Source organism: Microbacterium sp. MEJ108Y, from assembly GCF_000834175.1.
Lineage (GTDB): Bacteria > Actinomycetota > Actinomycetes > Actinomycetales > Microbacteriaceae > Microbacterium > Microbacterium forte.
On sequence record NZ_JXQX01000015.1, the window covers coordinates 18,550 to 44,507 of the forward strand.

The 25,958-nt window shown below is 68.1% G+C and carries 26 protein-coding genes, 1 tRNA gene and 1 pseudogene; 18 read left to right on the forward strand and 10 right to left on the reverse strand.

Going from position 1 to position 25,958, the window contains the following annotated elements; translation table 11 throughout:
• The first annotated feature begins 70 nt into the window (after nt 1-70).
• The 4 genes from RU09_RS09465 (at nt 71) to cydC (ending at nt 5,964) form a co-directional block, all read left to right on the forward strand.
• Nucleotides 71-1,486 carry a cytochrome ubiquinol oxidase subunit I gene (locus tag RU09_RS09465; RefSeq protein WP_042539936.1) on the forward strand — a complete coding sequence of 472 codons (1,416 nt, stop codon included), beginning with the start codon at nt 71-73 and terminating at the stop codon, nt 1,484-1,486.
• A 14-nt stretch (nt 1,487-1,500) separates the two neighbouring features.
• A complete protein-coding gene (gene cydB / locus RU09_RS09470) occupies nt 1,501-2,523 on the forward strand; it encodes a cytochrome d ubiquinol oxidase subunit II (RefSeq protein WP_042539938.1) in 1,023 nt (340 codons plus the stop codon).
• A 208-nt stretch (nt 2,524-2,731) separates the two neighbouring features.
• A complete protein-coding gene (gene cydD, locus RU09_RS09475) occupies nt 2,732-4,300 on the forward strand; it encodes a thiol reductant ABC exporter subunit CydD (protein ID WP_442922305.1) in 1,569 nt (522 codons plus the stop codon).
• Nucleotides 4,297-5,964: a thiol reductant ABC exporter subunit CydC gene (cydC, locus tag RU09_RS09480; protein ID WP_042539942.1), complete on the forward strand. Its 1,668-nt coding sequence runs from the start codon at nt 4,297-4,299 to the stop codon at nt 5,962-5,964. Before cydD ends, cydC begins: the two co-directional genes overlap by 4 nt.
• A 333-nt stretch (nt 5,965-6,297) precedes the next feature.
• Here cydC and RU09_RS09485 read toward each other — a convergent pair whose 3' ends face one another.
• Nucleotides 6,298-7,074 carry a hypothetical protein gene (locus tag RU09_RS09485; protein ID WP_042539944.1) on the reverse strand — a complete coding sequence of 259 codons (777 nt, stop codon included), beginning with the start codon at nt 7,072-7,074 and terminating at the stop codon, nt 6,298-6,300.
• A 125-nt stretch (nt 7,075-7,199) separates the two neighbouring features.
• On the opposite strand from RU09_RS09485, the gene RU09_RS09490 reads away from it, so the two are divergent.
• Nucleotides 7,200-7,290, forward strand: a tRNA-Ser gene (locus RU09_RS09490).
• A 62-nt stretch (nt 7,291-7,352) separates the two neighbouring features.
• Here the strand turns inward: RU09_RS09490 and RU09_RS18495 are convergent.
• The 3 genes and pseudogenes from RU09_RS18495 to RU09_RS09500 all read right to left on the reverse strand — a co-directional run.
• Nucleotides 7,353-7,627 (reverse strand): annotated as a pseudogene (locus tag RU09_RS18495) (tyrosine-type recombinase/integrase); the annotation flags it as partial.
• A 97-nt stretch (nt 7,628-7,724) separates the two neighbouring features.
• Complete coding sequence (locus RU09_RS09495) at nt 7,725-8,408, reverse strand: SGNH/GDSL hydrolase family protein (protein WP_042539946.1); 684 nt, start codon at nt 8,406-8,408, stop codon at nt 7,725-7,727.
• Nucleotides 8,409-8,589: 181 nt separating this feature from the next.
• Nucleotides 8,590-9,705 (reverse strand): ROK family protein, encoded by a 1,116-nt coding sequence (locus RU09_RS09500; RefSeq protein ID WP_042539948.1) that lies wholly within the window; start codon nt 9,703-9,705, stop codon nt 8,590-8,592.
• A 110-nt stretch (nt 9,706-9,815) separates the two neighbouring features.
• On the opposite strand from RU09_RS09500, the gene RU09_RS09505 reads away from it, so the two are divergent.
• Genes RU09_RS09505 through RU09_RS09520 form a run of 4 tightly spaced genes read left to right on the forward strand, consistent with a single transcriptional unit; the run spans nt 9,816 to nt 15,171 of the window.
• Nucleotides 9,816-11,996, forward strand: a complete 2,181-nt coding sequence (locus RU09_RS09505; protein ID WP_442922299.1) for an alpha-galactosidase — start codon at nt 9,816-9,818, stop codon at nt 11,994-11,996.
• 36 nt (nt 11,997-12,032) lie between these two features.
• Nucleotides 12,033-13,328 (forward strand): ABC transporter substrate-binding protein, encoded by a 1,296-nt coding sequence (locus RU09_RS09510; protein WP_042539952.1) that lies wholly within the window; start codon nt 12,033-12,035, stop codon nt 13,326-13,328.
• The gene (locus RU09_RS09515) at nt 13,325-14,263 is read left to right on the forward strand and encodes a carbohydrate ABC transporter permease (RefSeq protein WP_082041078.1); all 939 of its coding nucleotides are present in this window, start codon (nt 13,325-13,327) and stop codon (nt 14,261-14,263) included. The genes RU09_RS09510 and RU09_RS09515 overlap by 4 nt, the downstream gene beginning before the upstream one ends.
• The gene (locus RU09_RS09520; RefSeq protein ID WP_042539955.1) at nt 14,263-15,171 is read left to right on the forward strand and encodes a carbohydrate ABC transporter permease; all 909 of its coding nucleotides are present in this window, start codon (nt 14,263-14,265) and stop codon (nt 15,169-15,171) included. The genes RU09_RS09515 and RU09_RS09520 overlap by 1 nt, the downstream gene beginning before the upstream one ends.
• Nucleotides 15,172-15,283: 112 nt before the next feature.
• Here the strand turns inward: RU09_RS09520 and RU09_RS09525 are convergent, their stop codons facing one another.
• Together RU09_RS09525 and RU09_RS09530 are read right to left on the reverse strand one after the other, a co-directional pair.
• On the reverse strand, nt 15,284-15,868 hold the full coding sequence (locus tag RU09_RS09525) for a TetR/AcrR family transcriptional regulator (protein WP_042539957.1): 585 nt from the start codon (nt 15,866-15,868) through the stop codon (nt 15,284-15,286).
• Nucleotides 15,869-15,872: 4 nt separating this feature from the next.
• Nucleotides 15,873-16,415, reverse strand: a complete 543-nt coding sequence (locus tag RU09_RS09530) for a hypothetical protein (RefSeq protein ID WP_042539959.1) — start codon at nt 16,413-16,415, stop codon at nt 15,873-15,875.
• Nucleotides 16,416-16,614: 199 nt separating this feature from the next.
• Between RU09_RS09530 and RU09_RS09535 the strand changes: the two genes are divergently transcribed.
• Nucleotides 16,615-17,343, forward strand: a complete 729-nt coding sequence (locus RU09_RS09535) for a MerR family transcriptional regulator (RefSeq protein ID WP_042540137.1) — start codon at nt 16,615-16,617, stop codon at nt 17,341-17,343.
• A 29-nt stretch (nt 17,344-17,372) separates the two neighbouring features.
• Here RU09_RS09535 and RU09_RS09540 read toward each other — a convergent pair whose 3' ends face one another.
• The gene (locus RU09_RS09540; protein WP_042539961.1) at nt 17,373-18,041 is read right to left on the reverse strand and encodes a GOLPH3/VPS74 family protein; all 669 of its coding nucleotides are present in this window, start codon (nt 18,039-18,041) and stop codon (nt 17,373-17,375) included.
• A gap of 221 nt (nt 18,042-18,262) precedes the next feature.
• Here RU09_RS09540 and RU09_RS09545 point away from each other — a divergent pair, with 221 nt between their 5' ends.
• Entirely contained in the window at nt 18,263-18,874 is a 612-nt protein-coding gene (locus tag RU09_RS09545) for a hypothetical protein (RefSeq protein ID WP_042539963.1), read from the forward strand.
• Nucleotides 18,875-18,953: 79 nt separating this feature from the next.
• On the opposite strand, the gene RU09_RS09550 is transcribed toward RU09_RS09545, so the two are convergent.
• Complete coding sequence (locus RU09_RS09550) at nt 18,954-19,457, reverse strand: hypothetical protein (protein WP_042539964.1); 504 nt, start codon at nt 19,455-19,457, stop codon at nt 18,954-18,956.
• 88 nt (nt 19,458-19,545) lie between these two features.
• Here RU09_RS09550 and glsA point away from each other — a divergent pair, with 88 nt between their 5' ends.
• Nucleotides 19,546-20,478 (forward strand): glutaminase A, encoded by a 933-nt coding sequence (glsA, locus tag RU09_RS09555; RefSeq protein ID WP_042539966.1) that lies wholly within the window; start codon nt 19,546-19,548, stop codon nt 20,476-20,478.
• Nucleotides 20,479-20,499: 21 nt separating this feature from the next.
• Here the strand turns inward: glsA and RU09_RS09560 are convergent, their stop codons facing one another.
• Together RU09_RS09560 and RU09_RS09565 are read right to left on the reverse strand one after the other, a co-directional pair.
• Nucleotides 20,500-20,817, reverse strand: coding sequence for an NIPSNAP family protein (locus tag RU09_RS09560; RefSeq protein WP_042540138.1), 318 nt, complete (start codon nt 20,815-20,817; stop codon nt 20,500-20,502).
• A gap of 38 nt (nt 20,818-20,855) precedes the next feature.
• Complete coding sequence (locus RU09_RS09565) at nt 20,856-21,296, reverse strand: hypothetical protein (protein WP_156145898.1); 441 nt, start codon at nt 21,294-21,296, stop codon at nt 20,856-20,858.
• Nucleotides 21,297-21,413: 117 nt separating this feature from the next.
• Between RU09_RS09565 and RU09_RS09570 the strand changes: the two genes are divergently transcribed.
• From RU09_RS09570 to RU09_RS09595, 6 genes are all read left to right on the forward strand, one after another.
• Nucleotides 21,414-21,632, forward strand: coding sequence for a hypothetical protein (locus tag RU09_RS09570; protein WP_042539970.1), 219 nt, complete (start codon nt 21,414-21,416; stop codon nt 21,630-21,632).
• Nucleotides 21,629-22,072 (forward strand): BLUF domain-containing protein, encoded by a 444-nt coding sequence (locus RU09_RS09575; RefSeq protein WP_042539972.1) that lies wholly within the window; start codon nt 21,629-21,631, stop codon nt 22,070-22,072. Before RU09_RS09570 ends, RU09_RS09575 begins: the two co-directional genes overlap by 4 nt.
• A gap of 183 nt (nt 22,073-22,255) precedes the next feature.
• Nucleotides 22,256-23,188: an ATP-binding cassette domain-containing protein gene (locus RU09_RS09580; protein ID WP_042539974.1), complete on the forward strand. Its 933-nt coding sequence runs from the start codon at nt 22,256-22,258 to the stop codon at nt 23,186-23,188.
• Complete coding sequence (locus RU09_RS09585; RefSeq protein ID WP_042539976.1) at nt 23,185-24,027, forward strand: ABC transporter permease; 843 nt, start codon at nt 23,185-23,187, stop codon at nt 24,025-24,027. The genes RU09_RS09580 and RU09_RS09585 overlap by 4 nt, the downstream gene beginning before the upstream one ends.
• The gene (locus tag RU09_RS09590) at nt 24,024-25,211 is read left to right on the forward strand and encodes a sensor histidine kinase (protein WP_042539978.1); all 1,188 of its coding nucleotides are present in this window, start codon (nt 24,024-24,026) and stop codon (nt 25,209-25,211) included. Before RU09_RS09585 ends, RU09_RS09590 begins: the two co-directional genes overlap by 4 nt.
• Complete coding sequence (locus RU09_RS09595) at nt 25,208-25,897, forward strand: response regulator transcription factor (protein ID WP_042539980.1); 690 nt, start codon at nt 25,208-25,210, stop codon at nt 25,895-25,897. The genes RU09_RS09590 and RU09_RS09595 overlap by 4 nt, the downstream gene beginning before the upstream one ends.
• Nucleotides 25,898-25,958: the final 61 nt, after the last annotated feature.

Here is a 25,958-nt window from a genome sequence, read left to right on the forward strand (position 1 = left end):
GGCAGCGGGCACGTCGTTAGCGTGGCACACGGGGCACGGAAGAACACGGGCACGGAAGAAGGAGTGGCTCATGGAATGGCTCGACCCGCTGGTCCTGTCTCGATGGCAGTTCGGTCTGACGACCGTCTACCACTACCTGTTCGTGCCGCTGACGATCGGCATGGCGCTCGTCGCAGCCATCTTCCAGACCGCGTGGGTGCGCACCGGCAAGGTGCAGTACCTGCACCTCACACGGTTCTTCGGCAAGATCTTCCTGATCAACTTCGCCATGGGCGTCGTCACCGGCATCGTGCAGGAGTTCCAGTTCGGCATGAACTGGTCGGACTACTCCCGCTTCGTCGGTGACGTCTTCGGCGCCCCGCTGGCCTTCGAGGGCCTGCTCGCGTTCTTCTTCGAGGCGACGTTCATCGGCCTCTGGATCTTCGGATGGGACAAGCTCCCGCAGAAGCTGCACCTCGCCACGATCTGGTGCGTCTCGATCGGCAGCATCCTCTCGGCGTACTTCATCATCGCGGCGAACGCGTTCATGCAGAATCCGGTCGGCTACGTCTTCAACCCCGAGACCAACCGCGCCGAGCTCACCGACTTCTGGGCGCTGCTGACGAACCCGGTCGCGCTCGCCGCCTTCCCCCACACGATCTTCGGTGCGCTGATGTTCGCCGCCGGCGTCGTGATCTCGGTCTCGGCCTGGCACCTGGCTCGCGGCCAGCACTTCGACACCATGCGCATCTCGCTCAAGTTCGGGCTCTGGGCGATGATCGTCTCCACCGCCGGCGTCGTGCTCACCGGCGACCAGCTGGGCCTCGCGATGTACGCCGCACAGCCGATGAAGATGGCCGCGGCCGAAGCCACGTTCAACACGGTCTGCGGGCCTGATGCCTCGTTCAGCCTGTTCACGCTCGGCACCCCCGACGGCAGCTCCGAGCTGTTCTCGATCCGTGTTCCGTACCTGCTGTCGCTGCTGTCGACGCACACCTTCGACGCCTGCGTGCACGGCATCAACGACCTCAACGCCGAATACGCCACGACGTTCGCCGACACCGGCCTCACCGAGTTCGCCCCGATCCTGTGGGTCACGTACTGGGCGTTCCGCTGGATGATCGGCCTCGGCATGGCCGCAGCCCTCGTCGCCGTGGTCGGCCTCTGGGTCACCCGCAAGGGCGCCAAGAACCCGCCGGCGCCGTGGATGTGGAAGCTCGCGATCTGGTCGTTCCCGCTCGCGCTCGTCGCCAACATCATGGGCTGGGTCTTCACCGAGATGGGCAGGCAGCCCTGGATCGTGTTCGGCCTGATGACCACGCAGGACGGCGTCTCGCCGGGTGTGAGCGGCGTCGAGGTCCTCATCTCGCTGATCGCCTTCACCGCGATCTACGCCGCGCTCGCCGTGGTCGAGATCCGCCTCATCATCCGCGCAGCCCAGAAGGGCCCGGACACCGAAGAGCAGCCCCACGAGGAGACGGCCCAGCTGCCGTCCGTCGTGTACTGAGAAAGGGATCAGTCATGGAATACATGTGGTTCTGGATCGTCGCCTTCCTCTTCGTCGGCTACTTCGTGCTCGACGGGTTCGACTTCGGCGTGGGCATGTCGCTGCCGTTCCTCGGCAAGAACGACGTCTCGCGTCGCCAGGTGATCAACACGATCGGCCCGATCTGGGATCTCAACGAGACCTGGGTCATCGTCGCCGGCGCCTGCCTGTTCGCGTCGTTCCCCGAGTGGTACGCGACGCTGTTCAGCGGGTTCTACCTGCCGCTGCTGCTGATCCTGCTCGCGCTCATCCTGCGAGGCGTGTCGTTCGAGTACCGGCACCAGCGCGAGAGCGCGGCCTGGAAGCGCGGCTTCGACCGGATGATCGTGATCGGCTCGGCCGTGCCCGCGCTGCTGTGGGGCGTCGCCTTCGGCAACATCGTGCAGGGGGTGGCGATCGACGAGAACCACATCTACGTCGGCGGCTTCTTCGCCCTGTTGAACCCGTATGCGCTGCTGGTCGGCGTCACGACGCTGCTGCTGTTCTTCCTGCACGGCGTGCTGTTCGTCTCGCTCAAGACCGACGGACAGGTGCACGCGGATGCTCGTCGACTGGTGAAGCTCGCCGCCGGCCCGACGGTGCTCGCCGCCGCGGGAACCGTGATCTGGACAATCGGCATCGCCTGGGGGCGCCAGTCTCCACTGATGCTCATGGTGGTCGGCTGCGGGCTCCTTGCAGCGCTGGCGCTCATCGCTTCGGTCCTGTTCTCGCTGCGCGGACGCGACGGGCGGGCGTTCACGGCGGGCGCTGTCACTGTGGCATCCGCTGTCGTGATGCTGTTCGCGGCGCTGTTCCCCTACGTCATGCCGTCGACCATCGACCCGGCCTTCAGCCTCACGATCGAGAACGCATCGAGCACGCCGTATACGCTGACCATCATGAGCTGGACCGCCCTGATCGCCCTGCCGCTCGTGCTGGCGTACCAGACGTGGACCTACTGGATCTTCCGCAAACGCGTCACCCGCAGCTCGATCGAGGGGGCTCCGGCGCACGCGTGAGAGCTGACTCCTGTTCCGATCGCAGTTCGTGCCGCATCCCTGTTCGGGGCGCGGCACGAACTGCGATCGGAGTGTCTTCGCTCGTGTCTGTGGCGCGGGAGGTGCGCTCGTGAAGCCGGTCGACATCCGCCTGCTGCGGTATGCGAGTGCCGCGCGCGGATTCCTGCTGCTGTCCGGCGCGATCGGGGTCGTGCAGACGGCGGTCACAGTGGCGTTCGCGTGGATGCTGACGCAGGCCGTCACCGGCGTGCTCGCGGGGCGCGATGTCACGGCATCTCTCCTGTGGCTGCTCGGCTTGGCAGCGCTGCGGGGCGTGCTGATCGCCGCCTCGGATGCCGCTGGCACCCGTGCCGCGGCGAAGACGGGCATGCAGCTGCGCGCTGCGCTGATCGCGGCAGTCGGGCGTCTCGGGCCCGGCTGGCTCGCGCAGCGCAATCAGGCGGGGCTCGCCGTCACGGCGGGGCATGGGCTCGAGGCACTCGACGCGTACTTCGCGCGATACATCCCGCAGCTGGTGCTCACGGTCATCGCGACGCCGGTGCTGGTGGCGGTCATGTGGTGGCAGGACTGGCCGAGCGGACTCACCGCGATCATCACGCTCCCGCTGATCCCGCTCTTCCTGATCCTGATCGGCATCGCGACCCGCACCGTGCAGCGCACGCAGTGGCAGACTCTGCAGCGACTCGCGGCCCGGTTCGCCGACACGGTGCAGGGTCTCTCGACGCTGCGCCTGTTCGGTCGCGAGCGGCGGGCCGCCGCGCAGATCGAGGCCACGGCCGACGAGTACCGCCGCGAGACCATGAAGGTGCTGCGGTTCTCGTTCCTGTCCGGTTTCGCGATGGAGCTGCTGGCGTCACTCGCCGTGGCGCTCATCGCGGTGGCCGTCGGATTCCGGCTGCTGTCGGGCGACCTGTCGCTCGAGGTCGGGCTGTTCGTGCTGCTGCTCGCGCCCGAGGCCTTCCTGCCGATCCGCCAGGTCGGCGTGCAGTTCCATGCCGCGTCCGAGGGGGTCGCGGCGACGGAGGACGTGTTCGAGGTGCTCGACGCGGCCGAGGCTCGCGTCGTCGGCGTTCACAATTCAGCACGGAACCGTGGCACGGTGCCGGAAGAAGAGCTGAGCGCTGGTTTCGGCCGTGTTCATGCTGAATTGCGAACGGGTAACGCGCGAGACCTCGTCGTCTCGGATCTGCGCGTGCGCGATCTGCCGCCGGTCTCGTTCACAGCCGTTCCTGGAACCATCACGCTGATCGAAGGACCGAGCGGCGCGGGCAAGTCGAGTCTGCTCGCGGCTCTGCGCGGTGCGGTCGAGTTCGAGGGTTCGGCTGCGATCGGCGGTGTCGATGTGCGCGAGCTCGCGCCGTCGGAGTGGCTGGCGTGGAGCGGGCAGCGCCCTCAGCTGAGCCGAGGCACGATCGCCGCGAATGTGGCGCTGGGGGATGCGGACCCGGATGCCGACCGCATCCGCCGCGCACTCGACGATGCGTGCGCGCAGGAACTGGATCCGACGTTCGAACTCGGCGTGCAGGGCAGCGGGCTGTCGGGTGGCCAGGCGCAGCGGGTCGCGGTGGCACGGGCGCTGTATCGGCAGGCCGGTCGCCTCGACGCGGTGCTGGCGCTCGACGAGCCGTCCAGCGCGCTGGATCCCGAGACCGAAGCGCGGCTCTGGGTGTCGCTGCGTGCGCGCGCGGATGCCGGCGCGACGGTGCTGCTCGTCTCGCACCGCCGGTCGGCGAGAGACATCTCCGACCACGTCGTGGAGCTGGGGGTGAGCGCATGAGCGCCGACTCCGGTCGCATCCGCGGCATCCTTCGCCTGGCGCAGCCGCCTGTTCGTCGCTTCCTCCCCGGCCTGATCTGGGGCTTCCTCTCGGCTGGAGCCGCGGTGAGCCTGCTCGCGGTCAGCGGCTGGCTGATCGTCAGCGCATCGATCGTGGACTCGCTCGTGCCGCTGTCGATCGCGGTGGTGGGCGTGCGGTTCTTCGCGGTATCGCGTGCCGTGACGCGCTACCTCGAGCGTCTGAGCGGACACGATGCGGCGCTGCGTCAGCTCGCGTCGACCCGCGCCGACATGGTGCGGCGGCTGACTCCGCTGTCGCCTGCGGGGCTCGGGCGCACCGACCACGGCCGGGTGCTGTCGGCCCTGGTCGACGATGTCGAGAACCTGCAGAACCTGCCGCTGCGGGTGGTGCAGCCGCTCGCCGTGTCGGGGCTCGTGGCGCTCGGCGCCGTCGGATTCCTCGCGTTCGTCTCGGTGCCCGCGGCTCTCACCCTCGCAGCATGTCTGGTCATCGCGGCCGCTGCGGCGATCGGTCTGGGCTGGTTGTTCGGCTCCCGCGCCGAGGCAGCCGTGTCGAGTCGCCGCGGAGATCTGTCCGCCGCGCTCATCGACTACTTCGGCTCGCTCGACGTGCTGCTCGCCTATGGAGCTGAGCCGCAGGCCCGCGAGCGCGTGCGACAGGCGGATGCCGAGCTGCGTCGCGCCGTGAGCACCGCCTCGCTCGCGCAGGCGATCGCCGCCGGGGTCGTGTCTGCGGTGGCGGGTGCCGCATCGGTGTGGGCACTGGCGGCGACCGCGCCGGGTCTGCAGACCGGTGCGATCGACGGGCCCTGGCTGGCTGTCGCTGTGCTGGTGCCCATGGTCGTGTTCGAGGTCTTCGGCGCGGTGCCGATCGCGGCGGCATCCTGGCGGAGCGTGCGGTCGAGCGCCGAGCGCATCGTCGACGTGCTGCCCTCCGAGGTGCCGTGCGAACTGCGGTCGGACGACGGCGAGGATGCCGAGATCGACGGCGTCCCGGCGCTGAGGCTGCGGGGCGTGCAGGCGTGGTGGCCTGGTGGGGCGCCGGCGTTGCGTGGAGTGGATCTCGATCTGCATCCGGGCGAGCGCGTGCTCGTGTCGGGGCCGAGTGGGGCGGGCAAGAGCTCTCTGGCTGCCGCGCTCGTCGGATTCCTGCGGGTCGAGGGCGAGTATTCCGTGGGCGGCATGGATGCTGCGGCGCTGTCGGGTCCGGCGCTCCGCCGCACGATCGGGCTGTGCGAGCAGAGCCCCCAGCTGTTCGACGAGGACATCCGGCAGAACCTGCTGTTCGCCCGCGACGATGCGACCGATGATGAGCTGCTCGCCGTGCTCGACCGGGTCGGACTCGGGTCGTGGGTGCGCGAGCGCGGGGGACTGGATGCACGGGTCGGCGACCGGGGCGGCCTCGTGTCGGGCGGTCAGGCGCAGCGCATCGCCCTGGCTCGAGCGCTCCTGCGGGGATTCCCGGTGCTCGTGCTCGACGAGCCGACCGCGGGGGTCGATCCCGACGCATCCGATGCCCTGCTGCGCGACCTGCTTCAGGCGGCGGGGGAGCAGTCGGTGCTGCTGATCTCGCACGTCGCTCCTCCGGCAGGAACCGTCGACCGGGTCGTCAGGTTGGAAGAGGGGCGCACCGTATCGGGGTAGCCGCCGGTCATCCGTGTCCGCGGTGCCGGCCCGCGGGCACAGCGTCGCATGACGGGCGCGGCACCGTGGCATCCGTCGTCTCGTGCGGTGTGTCGGTCTCTGCGTCCCAAGGTGTGCGCGCTGGCGCGGTGCGGATCTCCGTACCTCGTCCGTGTGCAGGACGCAGGCACGGATGCCCTCTCGAGACCCGGCTTCTGATCCTGCAGATGTGCCTCGGTCCTGCGATCGGTACGTGTGGACGGTCCCCGGGGTGGCGGTTCGGGGGGTGGCCGGTGCGGCCCGGTCGGTGACCGAGGAGCGCAGCGACGAGACGAAACGCGGTGAGCGTCTCCGTCAGACGCTCAGGTCGGCCCGGGGCTCCATCACGATGCCCTGGGCTTCGAAGACGCGGCGGCGCTCTTCGATGCGTCGGTGCAGCTCGACCTGCGCGTCGTCGACGAGCTGCGGATCGAGATCGACCGTCGCGGGGTGCGGGTCGCCGTGGTTCGCCTCGATGTAGGCATCGAGCTCGGGGCCGGACGTCCACGACGTGATCAGGGCATAGCGCGGAGTCGTGCCGCGGTGCCAGACCGCATGCCAGAAGCGCTGCGTGTCGACGATGATGCGCGAGCCCTCGCGCAGCGGCAGGCGGATCTCGGTCGCCGGGTCGAACCGGTCGGAGCGCAGGAGCAGCAGCGAGTCGGTGTCGTCGGAGAGGTTGTAGTAGCCGCGCACGACCCAGCCGGTGCCGTCTTCGTTGAGGCGGTTGTTGTCGTCCTGGTGCAGGTTGTAGACGGCGTCGGCGTATTCGTTGGGCTGCAGCTCGATGACGCGGCAGCGGCCGACTCCGGCACCGGGTTCGAGGGCGCGGCGTTGCAGGGTCGGGGCGATCGCGACCTGCGACTCGACCCACACGCCGTCTTTATCGGTGCGAGGAGGGGTGTGGTTCCAGAATCCGTTGCACTCGATCGCGCCGGCATAGCTCGCGAGCGGGGCGAAGCGCGTGACGCCCGACGAGCGCCACCCGATGTACTCGAGATCGAGCCACTCGGCGGGGTCGGATGCCTGGTCGTGGTCGTCGAGCACGACGTAGCCGGTCTCTGCCAGCGCCTCTGACCTGATGAAGCCCATTGCGTCCCCTCCGTGCCTGATTCCTTAGGCCATCCTAACCAGGGGACATGGCGGCCGACCGAGGCGCGGCCGGGGAAAACCCCGCCGATTCGCGCCGTGGCCCGGGTTGTCGTAAGCTAGTCCGCGGTGACGTGTCCGAGCGGCCGAAGGTGCAACTCTCGAAAAGTTGTGTAGGGTAACCCCCTACCGTGGGTTCAAATCCCACCGTCACCGCCATTTATGAAAAGCCCCGCTTCCCTTCGTTTCATTGGGAATGCGGGGCTTTTTCTTTGCCAAATTCAGCCCGTGGACACATCTGTGGACACATTCACTCTTGACCGGGCTTGATCGAGGGCAACTCCCACTGAGTTGAGATCGTCGTCGAGGAGATCGGCGTAGGTATCGAGTGTCATGGCCGCGGACGCGTGGCCGAGCATCCGTTGCACGGCTTTCACGATCGCCCCGGCAGAAACCGCGAGCGATGCAGCAGTGTGACGCAGGGTGTGAGGCGTGACGCGGGGGACTTTGGATCTTCCGCCTGAGCTCGTTTCACCGACGCCGCGAACCATCCGTCGCGAGAGTTCGGATTTCGTATATGAACGCCTACCTCGCGCTGATCCCGCGAGTGCGCGGATTGCTCTCCGACGACGTGTGACGAGCGTGCGCCGTTCTCAGAGCGCCGGATCGAGGCGTTTCAGCGCAGCATCCATCTGCTCGGCCATGTGCGCGTAGCCGACGTTGGACGGATGCAGTCCGTCGGACGCCATCCAGCTGTCTTCCGACCCCGCGTGGTGCCCGTCGAGCCAGCGACTCGCGCCAGGGATCCAGTCCGCGCCGATCTCGGCCGCGGCAGACTCGACCCAGACGATGATCTGTTCGAGGGACGCCGGGCGCTGCTCGGTGTACCAGAACGGCTCGACGACGACGATCCGTGCGGAAGGCAGGGCCTCGCGGATGCGGGTGAGATCGCCGCTGATCGTGTCGCGGATGAGGTCTGCACGACGGTCGTAGCTGAAGGTGTCGTTCAGGCCCATCGTGACGAAGACGATGTCGGGCTTCTGCTCGATGACGAGCGCCGGCAGGTCGTCCTCGCCGAAGTTCTCTCGATGGTTCACGAACCCGAGGCCGTTGACGCTCGGGTTGAACTCCCGCCACCCGCGCTCCTCGCTGATGATCGTCGACCAGCGGAGCGACGGATCGCTCGCCCCGGTGCCGAGCGTGTAGGAGTCTCCGTAGAACGCCACGAGCGGGCCGTTCCCGGCTGATGCCGACGTGTCGGGTAGGGGCGCGGCGCTGCAGGCCGTGAGGCCCAGGGCGAGGGCGACGACGGATGCGAGGGATCGGAAGCGGCGCATACTCTCTGTTCGTTGCCGAGGCGTCGACGGATGGCTGCGGCTCCGCGGCAGTCCGGCGAATGCGAGGGTCAGGTGCCGCAGAACGGGACGTGGGGGTCGGTGCCCGGTCCGCGAGCGGGTCGAGTGCGGCCTCGGCGGGCGATGATCATCGCTGATCCGGTGACGAGGCGGCGATCTCGGGTCAGCGTGCCAGTGAGAGGGTCGCGATCGCCGATTGGATCGCCACCGCGGCGGCTCCGCGCGCCCAGGCGGTGAACCCGGGCTCGTCGATATAGAGCTCGATGGGATCCGCGAGCGGGTCGCGGTCGGCGGCGATCGCGCGTCGGATGGCGGGTTCAGCGACCGCGAACAGACCGATGCCATCGCCGGCGAGAACCGTGGCGGGCTGCATCGTCAGGTTCGCTGCGAGGGCGATGAATCGGCCGAGCGCTTCGCCTGCTGCATCCGCCACCGCAGTCGCTGCGGGGTCTCCGTCTGCGGTGAGCGCCAGGAACTCCTCGTAGTCGACCGCGCGTCGCAGGGCACCGGAGACCTGAGCGGTGATCGATCCCGACGTGAGCATCGCCTGTGCGCACCCGCGGTGTCCTCGGTCGCAGAGGGGCCCGTTGGCTGCGAGCGGGATGTGTCCGCCGAGACCCGCGCCGACTTCGCGCGTGCGCACGACCTCGTTGTGAGCGACGACCGCGTATCCGATGCCCTCACCGATGGTGATCACTGAGAATCCGGGCAGGCCGCGGCCCATTCCGAACCACCTCTCGGCCTCGGCGAGCGCGACGAGGTCGTTCTCGACGGTGACGGGCAGTCCGGTCGCTTCGGCGAGCATCGCCGCGAACGGCACGTCGTGCCAGTCGAGGAACGGCGCGAACTCGACGACGCCGTCGTCGACGGAGCCGCCGAGGCTCACGCCGATGCCGCGGATGTCGCCGTCGAAGTCGTCGATCGCCGCGCGGATGTCTGTGACCACGCTCGACGGGTCGGAAGCGGTGAGGGGGCGTGTGGAGGAGTCGACGAGAGTGGCGCGGACGTCGGTCAGAGCCGCGTGCAAGGTGTCGCCGGTCAGCTTGATACCGACGAAGAAGCCCCGGTCAGGGGCGATGTCGAGGGGCCTGGTCGGTCGGCCGACGGAGCCGTCGACGACGTCGTCGAGCTCGATGAGCAGCCCGGTGTCGAGGAACGGCTTCGCCAGTCGGGTCAGGCTCGCTGCCGAGAGTCCGAGTCGACTCGTCAGGGCCGAGCGCGAGATCGGCCCGTGGATCAAGACCGCCTCGGCGAGCGCGTTCTCGCTCTCTGTGAGCATGATCACCTCCTCGTTGTTTCCATTGTGGCAGTAAAACGGGGTTCCTCCCTGAAATCGAGGGGTCGAAATCGGGTCTTGGCTCGTAGTTATTTTCGTGATAGAACTAATCCATGCATTTCAGCAATGAGGCTCTGCAGGAGAGCGTGATGGATGATCTCGAGTCCCCGGCCACCCGCGATCGCGTGATCCACCTTCACCGCGGCGGGACGAGTGTCGTCATCGACCTCGAGTCCGAAGAGGTGCCCGTCATCGTCCACTGGGGTGAGGAGCTCGCCGACTCGACTCCGGAGACGCTGCGCAGCCTCGCCGTCGCCGCGCGTCCGCAGCGGGTGTCCGGCGGTCTCGACCGCACGGCACGTCTCAGCGCGGTCGCCACCGAGGCCTCGGGCTGGCTGGGAACGCCCACAATCGAGGGGCACCGTGGGGGAGTCGGATTCAGCATCAAGCCCGAAGTCGTCGAGGTGCGCGTCGATCACCACGCGGCCGCCGTCGAGCTGGAGGATGCGGAAGCGGGGATCCGCCTTCGGTGGGACGTCGAAGTCGGCGTCGCAGGGCTTCTCCATCAGCGCATGACCGTGAGCAACACCGGCGACGGCGGCTACTCCCTCGATGCGCTGCAGCTCGCCTTCCCCACCCCGGGGGATGCCACGGAACTGCTCGACACGACCGGTCACCATCTTCGCGAGCGCAGCGCTCAGCGGCACGTCTTCACTCTGGGCACACACCTGCGCGAGAGTCGGAGGGGGCGTCCGGGGGCAGACGCGACGGTGTTGCTGGCGGCGGGGCGGCCCGGCTTCGGGTTCGAGTCCGGTCGGGTGCACGGCATCCACGTCGCGTGGAGCGGAAACCATCGCGTGCTCGCCGAGCGGGTCGTGACGGGCGATGCCTTCCTCGCCGGCGGTGAGCTGTTCGCCCCCGGTGAGGTCGTGATCGCCCCCGGAGCGTCCGTGTCGTCGCCGTGGGTCATCGGCTCGTGGGGCGACGGTCTCAACCAACTGGCGCAGCGCTTCCATTCCGAGTGGCGCGACCGTCCCCAGCATCCGCGCCGTGCGCGTCCGATCACTCTCAACACGTGGGAGGCCGTCTATTTCGACCACGACTTCGACCGCCTGGCTGCGCTCGCCGATACGGCAGCGGACGTCGGGATCGAGCGGTTCGTGCTCGACGACGGGTGGTTCACGGGGCGACGCGACGACACCCGAGGGCTCGGCGACTGGGAGGTGGATGCCGAGGTCTGGCCCGAGGGTCTGCATCCTCTCGTCCGCAAGGTCACAGGGCTCGGCATGGAGTTCGGGCTCTGGGTGGAGCCCGAGATGGTGAACCCCGACAGCGACCTCGCCCGCGCGCATCCCGACTGGATCCTTCAAGGCCGGTCGTCGCTGCCGCCGTCCGCACGGCAGCAGCAGGTGCTGGACCTCGCGAATCCCGACGCGTACCGACACATCGCCGATCGGCTTCTCGCCCTCCTGGGCGAGTACCCGATCGCCTACCTCAAGTGGGATCACAACCGGGATCTCGTCGATGCGGGCAGCGGTCCCGGCGGATCCCCGCGGGTGCGCGAACACACCCTCGCGCTCTACCGACTGCTCGATGAGCTGAAGGCGGCCCACCCCGATCTCGAGATCGAGAGCTGCGCATCGGGCGGTGCTCGAGTCGACCTCGGCATCCTCGACCGCACCGACCGCATCTGGACCAGCGACAGCCTCGACCCGATCGAGCGGCTCGAGAACCAGCGCTACACCGGCCTCGTCGTGCCACCCGAGATGATGGGCATGCACCTCACGAGCCCGGTCGTGCATTCGTCGGGTCGCACGGTCTCGCTCGAGCTGAGCGCCGCTGTCGCCCTGCTCGGACACTTCGGTGTCGAGTGGGACCTCACCTCTGCCGACGAGGAGACCCGGGGTCGTGTCGCCGCCTGGATCGCCCTCGCCAAGCGGCTGCGTCCGCTGATCGCCGACGGCACCGTCGTCCACGTCGACGGTGTCGAGCCGGGCATCGACGTGCGCGGGATCGTCGCCGAGGATGCCGCGCACGCGGTGTTCACCATCACGCAGGTCGCGACGAGCGCCGCCTACCCGGCGGGGCGCGTCCGGTTCCCGGGGCTCGACCCTGCCCGCTCGTACGCACTCCGCATCCTCTCGCGTCCCGCGCACGACCCTGCGCAGTCGCCACTCGCGTGGGCCGAAGAGCCCGTGACGATGACCGGCCACGAGCTCGGGAGCATCGGCGTCCGCCCGCCCGTGCAGTTCCCGCAGCAGGCGACCGTCGTCGAGATCGTTTCACAGCACTGACAACCGAGCAGTTCTTCCGCGCAAGGAGGCGCACACATGAGAATCAGACATCGGCAGACAGCCAGGGCGGTCGCGATGGCGGCTGCACTCGGCGCCGTCGTGGCGCTGGGGGGATGCGCGTCGTCGCCGGACGACGGCGTCACCACCCTCAGCTTCTTCCAGTTCAAGGGGGAGGCACTAGAGGACTTCAACGCGATCATCGCGGACTTCGAGGCCGAGAATCCCGATATCCGCGTCGTGCAGAATCAGGTCGCGGACTCCGAGACCCTCATCCGCACGCTGCTCGTCAAGGACAAGGCGCCAGACGTCATCACCCTGAACGCGAACGGCGGATTCGGGGACCTCGCTCAAGCCGGGGTGTTCTACGACTTCTCCGATGAGCCGGTTCTCGAGACCATCAACCCCGCGGTGCAGGAGATCCTCTCAGATCTCGGCACCAAGCAGGACGAGGTGAACGGGCTCGGCTACGTCAACAACGCCAACGGCGTCATCTACAACCAGGACATCTTCGAGGAGCAGGGGCTCGAGGTCCCCGAGACGTGGGACGAGTTCATCGCGGTGTGCGAGGCCCTCGAGGCTGCGGGGATCACCCCGTTCTACGGCACCCTCGCGGACTCGTGGACCGGCATGCCGTCATGGAACGCTCTGGGGGCGTACGCCTCGCAAGGCGGCTTCTTCGACGACCTTCGCGCGGAGGGTGAGGATGTCGGCGCCGATTCGGCCGTCTCGTTCGAGAAGGACTTCCCCGAGGTGATGGCTCAGCAGGCAGAGCTCTTCTCGTACATGCAGGAGGGATACCGCGGCCGCACCTACGACGACGGCAACGCGGCCTTCGCCCGCGGCGAGTCCGCCATGCTGCTGCAGGGCATCTGGGCGCTGAACCCCGTCAAGGCCATCAACCCCGACATCAAGGCGGCGATCTTCCCCTACCCGGCGGCGGACGATCCTGATGATCGTCTGCTGGTCTCCGGTGTCGACGTCGTCGTGACCATGGCGAAGGACACACCTCATCGCGAGGAGGCGCTCCGCTTCATCGAGTACCTGTTCGACGTCGGAGTGATCGAGGAGTTCGCCGCTTCTCAGAACATGATCCCGTCGGTGGAGGGCGCCGAGCTGAGCGACGACCCTGCGCTGCAGTCGGTCAAGCCCTTCTTCGACGAGGGGAAGATCACCGGCTTCATCGATCATCAGGTGCCGCCGAGCATCCCGCTGGTCGCGATCGTGCAGCAGTTCCTGTTCGACGGCGACGCGGATGCGGCGCTGTCGACCCTCGACAGCGAGTGGCGCAAAGTCGCCGCCCGCACCATCCCCGTGACGGGAGACGAAGAATGAGCACCCTGACCAGCGCTGTGCGCGCCACGACACCGGGGCCCGAGGGCACGAAGCGAGCGCGCCGGGTCCGCACCGCGAGCTCCCGCGCGCTGCCCGCCTATTACTGGATGGTCTGGCCCGCCGTCATCGCCTTCGCCGCGTTCCACACCATCCCCGTCATCGTGGGCATCTTCTTCAGCTTCACGAACTACGCCGGCTACGGCGACTGGAACTTCGTCGGCATCTCGAACTACCTCAACCTCTTCAAGGACGACAGGGTCCTGAAGGCCTACGGGTTCTCGTTCCTGTTCGCCATCGTCGCCACGATCCTCACGAACGTGATCTCGCTCTCGATCGCCATGGGGCTCAATGCCAAGATCCGCGCACGGAACTTCTGGCGCGGCGTCTACTTCGTACCGTACGTGCTCGCGATCCTCGTGATCGGCTACGTGTTCCAGTTCCTGTTCTCGAACTCGCTGCCGAAGATCCTGTCGGGCATCCCGCTGTTCCGCGACAACATCCTCACCAACCCCGACTGGGCGTGGACGGCGATCGTCGCACTGGCGGTCTGGCAGGCCTGCGCGTTCTCGATCGTCATCTACCTCTCGGGGCTGCAGACCATTCCGAGCGAGCTGTACGAGGCAGCATCCCTCGACGGCGCCTCGTCGTGGCGTCAGTTCGGATCCATCACCTTCCCGCTCATCAGTGCGTTCTTCACGATCAACGTCGTGCTGAGCCTCAAGGGCTTCCTGCAGGTCTTCGACCCGATCGTCGCCCTTACGAATGGAGGGCCGGGCACGTCGACCGAATCGGTCACCCTGCTCGTCTTCCGCGGTGGATTCTCCGGCGGAGAGTTCGCCTACCAGACCGCGAACGCCGTGATCTTCTTCATCGTGATCACGATCGTCTCGCTCCTGCAGTTCCGGGTCCTTCAGCGCAGAGAGGCCGATATCTGATGACCACCGCAACCACGATCCTCGCCGAAGCCGAGGCGACGGCACCTCGCCCCGGATGGCGCGCCAGGCGCGCCTCCGAGAACGACGACACCCGCAAGACGAACTGGTGGGCGACCGCGCTCATCGCCGTCTGCTCCCTGACCGTGCTCATCCCGCTCTACCTCGCGGTCGCCGTCGCACTGAAGACGCCAGAGCAGCTCGCCGCCGGCAACGGGTTCGAATGGCCGAACCCGATCCGCTGGGAGAACTTCGCCGACGCGTGGGCGCGGACCGCGTTCCCGCAGGCGCTGCTCAACACGGCGCTGATCACCGTCGGAGCGGTCGTCTTCACACTGCTGACCAGCTCGGTGGTGGCGTACGCGCTCGCCCGCAACAGCCACCGACCGTTCTTCAAGGGGGTGTTCTTCTACTTCCTCGCCGCGCTGTTCATCCCGTTCCCGATCATCATGCTGCCCCTGGTCAAGCAGACGTCGCTCCTCGGTCTGGACAACCAGGTCGGCATGATCGTGCTCTACACGATCTTCGGCATCTCGCTGAACGTCTTCATCTACAGCGCCTACATCCGCTCGATCCCGATCGAGCTCGAAGAGGCGGCGCGCGTCGATGGAGCATCCACGTGGCGGGTGTTCTGGCAGATCGTGTTCCCGCTGCTCACGCCCATGAACGCCACCGTCGGCATCCTCACCTGCGTCTGGGCGTGGAACGACTTCATCATGCCGCTCGTCGTCCTCACCGACCCCGGTGCGCGCACGATCCCGCTGGCGCAGTACGTCTTCCAGGGCCAGTACAACACCGACTACACGACCGCCTTCGCCTCGTATCTGATGGCGATGGCGCCGCTCCTGATCGTCTACATCTTCTCGCAGCGGTGGGTCATCTCCGGGGTCACCCGGGGATCCATCAAGTAGGTGTGATCGAGAGAGATGCCGCACTGCGCCGAGTGACGGGGCGGAGAGGTCACCTCAGACAGGGCCATGCACGCGGGCATCCGCAGTCTGGGAGTTCGGTCGTCGCGGGGGCTCAGGCCGCGAGGGTGTCGATGTGTCGCTGCAGCACCCGGTCGGCCTGACCGGCGGGGTCGTCGGAGGTGTTCCACAGCAGGTGGAGCGCAAGCCCGTCGAGCAAGGCGTGCAGTCGTGCCGTCTCGAGATCGGGATCGAGAGTCGGGTCTGTCACTCCCGACTCTGAGAGCTGTCGCAGTACTGATGAGCACACTCGGCGGACGCCGTCGTGAAGGTCGGCTGCGCTTCCCCTCAGGCTCTCGTCGGTGAGGGCGAGCCGGCTCAGCTGCAGCTGCACGACGAGCTCTGTGCGTCGTGTGTCGTCGAGGGGGAGCAGTTCCCGCATCCACTGCATCGCTCTCTCGCGACCGTCGCCCGTCACGGCGCGCAGTCGGGCCGCGACGGACTGTCGGATGCGGTCGAAGCAGAAGCGGCGAAGGGCGTCCTGCGTCGGGAACGCGCGTCGGAGCGACGCCGTGGCGATCTCCGCCTCCTCCGCGACCTTGCGCACCGACAACCCGGTGATGCCATCCCGCACCAGCACGCGGAATGCCGCCGCCCCGATCTCGTCGTTGCGATCGTCGTGGTCTATGAGACGGGGCATGACCTCATTCTCGTGCAGTGGCGGGTGCTCGCTGGGGCCAGATCGAGTAGCTGACGGCCCACAGCAGATCTATCGCCACGATCATGCCGAGGATCGGGAAGAATCCGAGCAGTTCGGAGGTCCGAACCTCGTCGCCGACGAGACCGATGAGGCCCCCGAGGAGCCCCGCTGCGATCGCGGCGGCCAGCATCGTGCGCGCGACGTCCTTCCAGCAGGCGATCGTGTATGCAGAGCCGGACAGGCGCGGTCGAGGCGCGGCCCCACGAAAGCGCGAGGCGAACTTCGCGTCCGCCCACGCGATCATCCGATGGCCGTACGCGACAGAGATGCCGATGTAGAGAGCGGCCAGGCCGTGGTGCCACGAGGCCGTTCCGCCGCCCATGAGATCGAGGGCGACGAGCGCCAGCAGAACCAGGTCGATGGCCGGCGCCGCGAGCAGCAGCATCCTGCCGAGTCGGGGGAGGTCGAAGGCGTAGCGGGCGATGAGGCCGGCTCCGATCGCGACCCAGAAGCCCACCTCGCACGCGATGATCGCCACAAGGATCATGGACGGTCCTCTCGGTCGACGGTCCGATTATGTTAGCACGACTGTGCTACCACCCGACGTGCGGACGCCGCAGGACTTGAGTGTGTGGCGACCACAGGGTTTCTACTACGACATGCACTCGACGGAGCACGGCGTCGCCCCAGGCGCCGCCGCGAGCCAGAATGAGTCAGAAGACGGCCGCGCAGGAAAGGGACCCTTCATGGCGTGGAGCACGAGAGAGGTCGCTGACCTCGCCGGAACCACGGTGAACACCGTGCGGCACTATCACCAGGTGGGCCTGCTCGAACAGCCGAGCAGGTCGTCGAACGGGTACAAGAGCTATGAGGTGAGTCACCTCGTGCAGCTGCTCCGCATCCGTCGTCTGCGCGAACTCGGGGTTCCCCTCGATCAGATCGATCGTGTCTCCGCCGGGGACGATCGTGCCCTCGCGGCGTTGGAGGACATCGACGCCGAGCTCGCCGTCACGATCGAGCGGCTGCAGCAGGCTCGGGTGGAGATCCGCACCATCATCGACGGCGCGACGACGACGGATCTGCCTCGGGGCTTCGAGAACCTCACCGCACGCCTCACCGAGACCGAACGGTCGCTGATGCTCATCTACTCCCAGGTCTACGATGACGAGGCCATGCGGGATATCCGGGTGATGCTCGAATCCGATCCGGCCGACGTGCGCGCCGATTTCGATGCGCTGCCACCGGATGCCGACGAGCAGACGCGGATCCGCATGGCGGAGAGATATGCGGTCGGACTCGCTCATGATCTGACGACCTATCCGTGGCTGCAGGATCCTCTGGCGCATCACCGAGGGCGCCCGCAGATGACATGGGAGGCGGTCGCGGAGTCGGTCGCCGCGCTCTACAACCCCGCCCAGCTCGATGTGATCGCCCGAGCGCATGTGATCGCGCTGGCGACGATCGCCGCAGGCTGAGCGGGAGCACGACTCCGGGCGCCCTCGATTCACAGACGCGGCAGCACCGTCGCCGCGATCACGGTGTTCATGATGACGGCGTTCATCGTGCGCACCACCGCGCTCGATGCCGCTGCGGCACCCCAGTCGCCGTCCTCGAGCCGCTTCGCCCGCGCGTAGACATCGCTGCCCCAGGGGATCTCGGCGTGGAACTGGGGGAGCGTACCGCTCGCCGACAGGAGGGCGATGCTCGCCGCGGTGCGGGGGTCCGGATCGTCGCCGTCGATGAGCGCGGCTCGCACTCTGCGGATGAGGTCGGAGCGGCGTTCGCCGGCGAGTGTGAGCTTCGTCGTCGGGAAGAGTCCGAGGACCTTGCCTTCCGCGCGGTTCAGATCACCGCGCGCGACGACACGGTCGAGCACCGGGCCGCGCAGCTGGGGACCGATGCCGGCGAGAACGGCCTGCACGTCCTGAGCCTTCTTCGACAGCGACGTCAGCGCCGATGCGAGAAGCGGGTCGGGCGCGTCGCCTTCGCCGACCGCGCGCACCCGGGTGAACAGTCCGTGCTCCTCGGCTTCGACCCGACCGGCGAGCGCGAGGTCGGCCAGCACGGCGCCGCCGAGCACGTAGAAGAGGATGTTCTCGCCGGCGATGGTGCCCGAATCGGGTTGGAAGAGCAGGAGCAGGGTGTCTTCGACGATCAGGGGTTCTTCCGACATGGGTGCTCCTCGGGTCCTCGGCATCGCGGCCGCGACCTGTCGTCACGGTCGTCACGAGCGCCTGTAGACGCATAGTCAAGACGGTGTTCCGACCACAGGGTCAAGAGGGTCGGCGATCGGAGAGCTCACGCTTGACCCTGTCCCGGGCACACGGTCTTGACTGCCTTCAGACATCCGCGGTACGCACCGTCCGCGGCATCCGACAGAGAGAGATACGACCGATGGACAACCCCTATCCCTGGTTGCAGGACTTCATCAACCAGGTCCCCGAGATCCTGCAGCCGATCATGGTCGCGCTCGTCGCCGCCATCCCGTACATCGAGGGCGAGGGCGCCGCCGCGTTCGGCATCATCGCCGGAATCAACCCGATCGTCGCTGCGCTCGCCGCCATCACGGGCAATGTGCTCTGCGTGATCGCGGTCGTGCTGCTCGGATCGCGGATCCGCGGCGGGGTCGTCGCGCGCCGCGCGGCGCGATCGGCTGCGGCCTCGCCCTCAGCGGTCGGTGGCTCGGCGCATGTCACGTCGACGGTGGCGACCGCCACGGCATCCGACGCAGGCGGGGTCTCCGGCTCAGCGACAGCCGACGACGATGACACGACGCGGCGCGGGAAGGGGCGCGCGAAGCTGCGGCGCTGGCTGGTCAGGTTCGGTGTCCCCGGCGCCAGCATCCTGGCACCGATCGCTCTTCCGACGATGCTCACCGCGGTCTTCTTCGTCGCATCCGGCGTGCGCAAGGAATGGGTCATCCTGTGGCAGATCATCGCGATCGTGCTGTGGACGGGAGCTGTCGCGGCCGCTGCCACGGGACTCCTCGCCCTGCTGGGCTGGTGAGGCGGCGCTCCTGCCCGAGAGCATGCGGCGTCGTCCTGGAGATGACGGACCTCGAGATCGCCTGATCAGTCGTCCACCGTCAGCGGAGGACGCCGCAGGCGGTCTCGACTCGGAGCATGACCGTGCCACCTGCTCCCATCGGGTAGCTCAGCAGGTACGAGCCGGTCTCGTCCTCGATGAGCGTGTGCCCGCCCGTCACCGGCCAGGTGGTGCCGTCGGAGTACTCCACGTCCTGCGAGGACGTGCCGGTGGAGGTCACCGCGTCGCCGTACTCGTCCTGCAGATCGGCGATCGTTCCCTCGACATCGGTGCTGGGGATGCCGAGCGCCCACACCCACCGCCCGATGCCGTCGTCCTCGCCGGGGCACGCGTACGCGTTCGCGTCAGCCTCCACGAACCGCTCGCCCGCGGGGAACGCGTCGACGAGCTTGTCGACGACGTCATTCGAAGTGTCTCTCACCTCGTTCATGCTCTGGTCGAACTTCGGCGGCTCGACGTCGGTGGGGGCGCTCGGGGAGCATCCGGCCACTGTGGCGAGGGCGAGAGGCAGAGCCAGGAGAGGTGCGAGTCGAGTGGAGCGCATAGGCACAGTCTTGCTCATCCCGACGGGCGGCACGTCAACCCCGTCGGCCGATCTCCTCTTTCCACACGACACGTGTCACTGTGGACGGATGAGACCAGACGCGCGAAGCTACGACCTCGACGATCTGCGGCAGCGGGTCATGCAGGAGCAGGGCGGAGCGGTGGATGACAGCATCCCCGAGCTGGCCGACGCGGACGCCGATCTGTGTGCTCTGGCGCTGGTGCTGCCGGACGGCACGATCCGCACCAGTGCTCAGTCATCGGTCCCGTTCAGTGTTCAGTCGGCGGTCAAGCCGTTCCTCTTCGCTCTGGCGCTGTTCGACACCGAGGGCGAAGCGCTCGACCTCGTGGGCATCGAACCGACAGGCGAGGCCTTCGACGCGATCAAGCTCGAGAGCGGAACCGGCCGGCCGCCGAACCCGATGGTCAATGCCGGTGCGCTGCTCACGGCATCGCTCGTCGACGGCGCGACCGTGGACGAGCGCGGGGAGCGGATCCTTCGAGGGCTGTCGGCCTTCGCCGGACGCCGGCTCGAGGTCGACGAGAGCGTCGCGCGGAACGAGCATCTGCTCGGCGACCGCAACCACGCGCTCGCCCACCTCATGCGGGCAGAGGGAACGCTGCATGTCAGCGCCGACGATGCCGTCGCCGTCTACGCGCGGGCGTGCGCCGTGCTCGTCGACGCGGAGGCGCTGGCCGTCATGGGTGCGACCCTCGCCTGTGGCGGGGTGAATCCGGTGTCGGGGGAACGCGTCGTCTCGCAGAGCGTGGCTCGCGACGTCGTCTCTGTCATGGCGACCTGCGGCGTGTACGACGGTTCCGGGCGGTGGATGCGCGAGGTCGGCATCCCGGCGAAGTCGAGCGTGTCGGGTGCGATCGTGCTCTCGGCGCCCGGACGCCTCGGCGCCGCCGTCGTCAGCCCTCCTCTGGACGAGCTCGGCACGAGCGTGCGTGGAAGAGCGGCATGCGACGCGCTGAGCGTCGAGCTCGACCTGCACGCGTTCGGGACGTCGGCGAACTGAGGAGCGAGCCCCGCCGGTGTCTCAGTCTGCGTCGGGGGAGAAGACGGGGCTGAGGAAGCGACGTTCGTAGCGGCGGATGCACTGCGTTCTCCGCGCCAGTTCGAACGCCTCGATGCACTCGGGGTCGCTCTTCGAGGCCGTCCGGTAGATCTCGTACTCAGCCAGGGACGGGAAGGTGAACAGCGCGAACGCCTCGTCGCTGTCGCCTTCGCTCGGCAGGAAGTAGCCGTGGTGGGTTCCTCCGTGCTTGGCCACCAGTCGGATCCATGCGCGCCCGTACTCGGTGAAGTCGTCGAGTTTGTCGGGGTCGATCTCGTAGCGCAGGTGAACGGTGATCATGTCGTTCATCCTCTCAGAGGGTGAACGTCGTCTCGCTCTCAGCCCGCATCGGCGGCGCTCCGTTCCTCGTCGGAGTTCGGGGTCCAGCCGAACCATCCGCCGTCAGTGCTCATGACGCTCCAGTCGCCGCACGCGAAGACGGTCTTCGCCGTGTACGGATCGGGAGCGTCGTCGAGCACCCAGGCCGGCGCCGAACTCCGTTCCACCTCGGTGCAGTCGTCGCCGAGCGCGGATCCGCTGGAGAGCAGAACGACGGCGTCCGCGGCGTCCTCGATGGTCGACGTGCGCACGGTGATCTCGGTGGCGTCGGCCGGGATCCAGCCGGCCTCGACCTCGGCCCCGTCGTCGAAGGCCTCGACGTCGTCGAAGGTCGATGTGGCCTGCTTGTGGACGATGCTGTCGTAGGCGGAGCATCCGGTGAGAGAGATCAGCCCCACGACGATCAGGGCGGAGGAGGCGAGGGCCGTTCGTGCGTTCATGTGTTCCACACTGGTCGACCCGAGCGGCGTCGACATCGGGCGAGCGAGGTAGCGGCATACATCTCGAGGATGATCCCGCGCCGACCCCGCCCCTGAACGCGAAGGTACGCTGAAGGCATGGGTGATCAATCGCCGCTCGCCTCTCGACCCCTGTGGGCGAGCGTGGCCGACGGCTTCTACGTGGGCAGCCGGGACGGCTCCTTCCTCGGCTACGTCGACCGTCAGGCGGATGGCATGTGGCGTGCTTTCGACGCGGTCTCGCGTTCCATCGGCGACTATGCAGACCACCACCGCGCGATGGCCGCGGTGACCACTCGGGGAGAGGATGCCGGATGACCGCCGAGCACGCACTCGTCTCGCTCGTCTACTGCAGCAGCGCGACGCACCCGTTCAGCGAACAGGAGCTCGCCGACCTGCTCGCGGTGAGCCGGGCCCGGAACAGCGCTCGTGACATCACCGGCATGCTGCTCTACCGGGGCGGCGAGTTCGTCCAGATCCTCGAGGGTGCCAGGTCGGACGTGGAGAGCCTGATGGAGATCATCGGCCGGGATCCCCGTCACGAGGACGTGCGTGTGCTGATCGAGGAGCCGCTGCATGAGCGGCGCTTCGCCGAGTGGACCATGGGGTATCAGTCCCTGGTCGCTGCGGAGCCGAAGATGCTGTCGGGATATCGCGATTCCTTCGACGACCTCCGCGTGGGCGACCACGACATGATCGGCCGCGCGATCATGGAGCTCACCCTGTGGTTCCGCGTGCGGGAGTCCGCCGCGCGGTAGACGCGGTCCCGTGAGCACGGGCGGCTCGCCCGCCCGCTGCGCCGCGAGCTCGCGCTCTCCGAGCTCGCGCTCCCGTTCTCGGGGTATAGACCCTGGTACTGCCTCGTCGCCGTGGTCAGGACTGCAGCCCGATGTGCCCGCGCGCCGTCGTTCGTAGCGTCGAAGGCGAACGAAAGGCGCGACATGATTCGAGTTCAGTCCCTGACGAAGCACTACGGCGAGAGGGTGGCCGTGAACGGCATCGACTTCACCGTCGAACCGGGCACGGTCACCGGATTCCTGGGACCCAACGGGGCTGGAAAATCCACCACCATGAGGATGATCGTCGGCTTGGACCGGCCGACCGCCGGCACCGCGGAGGTCAACGGTCGGGCCTACGCGGATCTGCCCGCACCGCTGCGCGAGGTCGGCGTTCTGCTCGATGCGCGCTCGGCGCACAGGCGCCGCACCGCCTACAAGCACCTGCTGGCGATAGCGGCCACTCACGCCATCGGCGCCGCCCGCGTGCGTGAGGTGATCGAGATCGCGGGACTGGGTGCTGTGGCAGACAGGCGAGTCGGCGGGTTCTCGCTCGGCATGAACCAGCGGTTGGGGATCGCCGCGGCTCTGCTCGGCGATCCGCAGACGATCATCCTCGACGAGCCGGTGAACGGCCTCGACCCCGACGGCATCCTGTGGATCCGCGGCCTGCTGCGACAGCTCGCGGGGGAGGGGAAGACCGTGTTGCTCTCGTCGCATCTGATGAGCGAGATGACCCAGACGGCCGACCATCTGCTGGTCATCGGCCGAGGGACGATCCTGGCAGACGGTCCCCTGCACGACGTGGTCGCGGGTGCCACCAGATCCGTGGTGCGCGTGCGGACCAGAGAGGTCGAGCGACTCATCGGCACCCTCGCGGGCTCACAGGTCGCCGTGACGGCGCACACGGATGGCGCGGTCGAGATCGACGGCCTCGCCGCCGAGGACGTTGCGCGTGCCGCGGCCGGCGCAGGCATCGTGCTGCACGAGATCGCCGCCGTCGAGGGCTCGCTCGAAGACGCCTACCTCGCCCTCACCGCGCACGACACCGAGTACCGCGCGACCGCGCATGACGCCACCGAAGGAGCCGGACGATGACCCTCACCACGAGTCCCCGACGAGCGGATGCGCGCACTCGCCGCCCCGCGTTCGCCCACCTGCTGCGGTCGGAGTGGATCAAGCTGTTCAGCCTGCCCTCCTCCGTGCTCGCCCTCGCGGCGATCTTCCTCATCGGGGTCGGCGGCAGCCTGTTCCTCGGGGTGACGCTCGAGTCGTCGGGCGCGCCGTCGGTGCTCCTGATCGAGCGCACCATGGCCGATGTCACGGTGCCGACCGTCGTGCTCGGCCAGATCATCGCCGGTATCCTCGGAGTCATGCTGATCGGCGGCGAATACGCATCGGGCTCGATTCAGCCCACGTTCGTCGCGGTGCCCGACCGGTTGCGCGTCCTGCGCGCGAAGGCGGTCGTGGCGTTCACCGTCGTCACCGCGACCGCCCTCGTCACCGTGTTCAGCGCATGGGCGCTCACCACGCCGATCTATGCACAGTTCGGCCTCGCGGCACCGCTCACCGCACCCGGGGTCGTGCTCGCGCTGCTCAGCTCGGCGGGGTATCTCGGGCTCTGCGCACTGTTCGGGGTGGGCATCGGGGCACTCGTGCGCTCGACGACCGCGGGAGCGATCATCGTCTTCCTGGCCACGCTGCTGCTCCCTGTGCTGACGTCGCTGCTTCCGTACGGGCTGCTGTCCCGCGCTCTGCGCATCGCCCAGCTGGGCAATGCGGGCGATGCGATGAGCCGGGTCGGCGCGGAAGGCGGTCCGTTCCTCGACCTGTGGAGCGGTCACATCAGCGTGGGTGCCGGCTGGCTGATCGCGTCGCTCTGGGCGGCGATCGCGCTCGCTGCAGGCGCGATCGCCCTCCGCAAGAGAGACGTATGACACCGCGGCGATCCGACCTCGTGGTTCTCGGGTCGTACTCGGCGGTCTCGCTGGCCCTCGGCTACCTGTCGCTCGAGTCGTCACTGACCACACCCGCGTGGGCGCTCGTGGCGCTGTTCGTCGCGGGCATCGCGACGATCCTCGTCTCACGTCGGCATCCGTTCGTGGCCTTCATCGCGGTTCTCGTCCTTCTCCCGCTGTCGTTCGCCGGCGGTTCAGGCGCCGAAGGGGTGCTCGCGGTCGCGGCGCTGTACCGGTGCGGAGTCGACCTCCGGCCGCGACAGGCATGGACGGCGTTCGCGGCGGCCGTGGCGTCGGGCATGCTCGCTGCGCTGGTGCTGTCGCTGCGCGTGCGCCTCGGCCCGCCGCTGCTCGGACTGGCGCCGCGAGTGGACCTCGACGCCTGGCCGCTCGACTGGCTCGGAATCGCCACCGTCGTGGTCGCGGTCTCGCTGATGTCCATCCTCGTCGGGCTCAACGTCGGCCACCGGCGGCGCGAGGTCCGCGCACTCGTGGAACGAGCGGAGCAGATGCGCCGTGAGCGAGACCAGGAGTCGCACATCGCTGCCGCGCTCGAACGCGAGCGGATCGCGCGGGAGATGCACGACGTGATCGCCCACAGTCTCGCCGTGATGGTCGCGGTCGCCGACGGCGCGCAGGCCTCCGCCGCCGCTCGACCAGAGGAGTCCCGCCGGGCGATCGGGCAGGTCGCCGAGACCGGACGCCGGACTCTCGTGGAGATGCGTCGCCTGCTGACGACTGTCCGCGGCGAGGGCGACACGGTCGACCGTCAGCCGACGCAGGCGTCCATGGAGCGCATCCCGTCTCTCGTCGAAGAGTCGCGGATCGCGGGCCTGCCGGTCCGATTCGAGCAGACGGGCGGCATCGACGCCGATGCCGTGGTGGGGCTGACGGTCTATCGCATCGTGCAGGAGGCACTGACCAACGTCCTCCGGCACGCACGCGACGTGCAGGATGTCGTGGTGAAGATCAGCATCGCAGACGACGAACTGTCGATCCTCGTGGAGGACACGTCTGCGCAGGCTCTCCCTATCGTCGACCCGGGCCGTGGCCTGGTCGGCATCCGCGAGCGCGCCGCGTTCTACGACGGGCACGTCGAGGCCGGGCTCCGGCCGGGCGGAGGCTGGCGCGTGTTCGTACGACTGCAGACGGAGAAACGATGACGACATCCGATGCCCACGCCGCCCGGATCCGGGTGCTGATCGCCGATGATCAGGAGCTGGTCCGCTACGGACTCCGTCTCGTGCTCGAGGCCGAGGACGACATCCAGGTCGTGGGCGAAACCTCCGACGGGGCGTCTGCCGTGGACGCCGCGATCGCGCTGGGGCCCGACGTGATCCTGATGGATGTGCGCATGCCCGGCACGGACGGCATCGAGGCGACCCGAGACCTCACCGCACGGCTGCCACGAACCCGGGTGCTCGTGCTGACCACCTACGACCTCGACGAGTTCGCCTTCGGGGCGCTGCAGGCCGGAGCCGCAGGGTTCCTGCTCAAGAACACGCGACCGATCGAACTCGTCGCCGCGATCCGCACGGTTGCGACGGGCGATGCCGTGGTCGCTCCGCGGATCACCTCGAAACTCATCGAAGTCGCCCTGCCGCACCTGGCTCCCCGCACTCGGGCTCAGGACCACGCTCTCTCGGTGTTGACCGACCGCGAACGCGACGTCTTCGTTCACGTCGGCCGCGGCCTCACGAACGACGAGATCGCGAGGGCCCTGCACCTGAGCGAATCCACGGTCAAGGCGCACTTCGGCCGCATCCTCATGAAGCTCGACCTGCCGCACCGTGTGCAGGCGGTCATCCTGGCGTACGAGCTCGGCATCGTCAGGCCCACCGGCCGATAGCCCCGCCGCGCAGGCCGCCCATCCTCGCAGACTCGCTGCGGTGTGTCCACCACTGCCGTGC

Excerpts from the sequence above, each read along its gene's own strand:
- RU09_RS09595 (WP_042539980.1), top strand. The coding sequence starts at position 25,208 with ATGACGACATCCGATGCCCACGCCGCCCGGATCCGGGTGCTGATCGCC.
- cydC (WP_042539942.1), top strand. The coding sequence starts at position 4,297 with ATGAGCGCCGACTCCGGTCGCATCCGCGGCATCCTTCGCCTGGCGCAG.
- RU09_RS09560 (WP_042540138.1), bottom strand. The coding sequence starts at position 20,817 with ATGATCACCGTTCACCTGCGCTACGAGATCGACCCCGACAAACTCGAC.
- glsA (WP_042539966.1), top strand. The coding sequence starts at position 19,546 with ATGAGACCAGACGCGCGAAGCTACGACCTCGACGATCTGCGGCAGCGG.
- RU09_RS09540 (WP_042539961.1), bottom strand. The coding sequence starts at position 18,041 with ATGTCGGAAGAACCCCTGATCGTCGAAGACACCCTGCTCCTGCTCTTC.
- RU09_RS09545 (WP_042539963.1), top strand. The coding sequence starts at position 18,263 with ATGGACAACCCCTATCCCTGGTTGCAGGACTTCATCAACCAGGTCCCC.
- RU09_RS09590 (WP_042539978.1), top strand. The coding sequence starts at position 24,024 with ATGACACCGCGGCGATCCGACCTCGTGGTTCTCGGGTCGTACTCGGCG.
- RU09_RS09530 (WP_042539959.1), bottom strand. The coding sequence starts at position 16,415 with ATGATCCTTGTGGCGATCATCGCGTGCGAGGTGGGCTTCTGGGTCGCG.
- RU09_RS09550 (WP_042539964.1), bottom strand. The coding sequence starts at position 19,457 with ATGCGCTCCACTCGACTCGCACCTCTCCTGGCTCTGCCTCTCGCCCTC.
- RU09_RS09525 (WP_042539957.1), bottom strand. The coding sequence starts at position 15,868 with ATGCCCCGTCTCATAGACCACGACGATCGCAACGACGAGATCGGGGCG.
- RU09_RS09510 (WP_042539952.1), top strand. The coding sequence starts at position 12,033 with ATGAGAATCAGACATCGGCAGACAGCCAGGGCGGTCGCGATGGCGGCT.
- RU09_RS09505 (WP_442922299.1), top strand. The coding sequence starts at position 9,816 with ATGCATTTCAGCAATGAGGCTCTGCAGGAGAGCGTGATGGATGATCTC.
- cydB (WP_042539938.1), top strand. The coding sequence starts at position 1,501 with ATGGAATACATGTGGTTCTGGATCGTCGCCTTCCTCTTCGTCGGCTAC.
- RU09_RS09585 (WP_042539976.1), top strand. The coding sequence starts at position 23,185 with ATGACCCTCACCACGAGTCCCCGACGAGCGGATGCGCGCACTCGCCGC.
- RU09_RS09515 (WP_082041078.1), top strand. The coding sequence starts at position 13,325 with ATGAGCACCCTGACCAGCGCTGTGCGCGCCACGACACCGGGGCCCGAG.
- RU09_RS09570 (WP_042539970.1), top strand. The coding sequence starts at position 21,414 with ATGGGTGATCAATCGCCGCTCGCCTCTCGACCCCTGTGGGCGAGCGTG.
- RU09_RS09495 (WP_042539946.1), bottom strand. The coding sequence starts at position 8,408 with ATGCGCCGCTTCCGATCCCTCGCATCCGTCGTCGCCCTCGCCCTGGGC.
- RU09_RS09485 (WP_042539944.1), bottom strand. The coding sequence starts at position 7,074 with ATGGGCTTCATCAGGTCAGAGGCGCTGGCAGAGACCGGCTACGTCGTG.
- RU09_RS09565 (WP_156145898.1), bottom strand. The coding sequence starts at position 21,296 with ATGAACGCACGAACGGCCCTCGCCTCCTCCGCCCTGATCGTCGTGGGG.
- RU09_RS09575 (WP_042539972.1), top strand. The coding sequence starts at position 21,629 with ATGACCGCCGAGCACGCACTCGTCTCGCTCGTCTACTGCAGCAGCGCG.
- RU09_RS09535 (WP_042540137.1), top strand. The coding sequence starts at position 16,615 with ATGGCGTGGAGCACGAGAGAGGTCGCTGACCTCGCCGGAACCACGGTG.
- RU09_RS09465 (WP_042539936.1), top strand. The coding sequence starts at position 71 with ATGGAATGGCTCGACCCGCTGGTCCTGTCTCGATGGCAGTTCGGTCTG.
- RU09_RS09520 (WP_042539955.1), top strand. The coding sequence starts at position 14,263 with ATGACCACCGCAACCACGATCCTCGCCGAAGCCGAGGCGACGGCACCT.
- RU09_RS09580 (WP_042539974.1), top strand. The coding sequence starts at position 22,256 with ATGATTCGAGTTCAGTCCCTGACGAAGCACTACGGCGAGAGGGTGGCC.
- RU09_RS09500 (WP_042539948.1), bottom strand. The coding sequence starts at position 9,705 with ATGCTCACAGAGAGCGAGAACGCGCTCGCCGAGGCGGTCTTGATCCAC.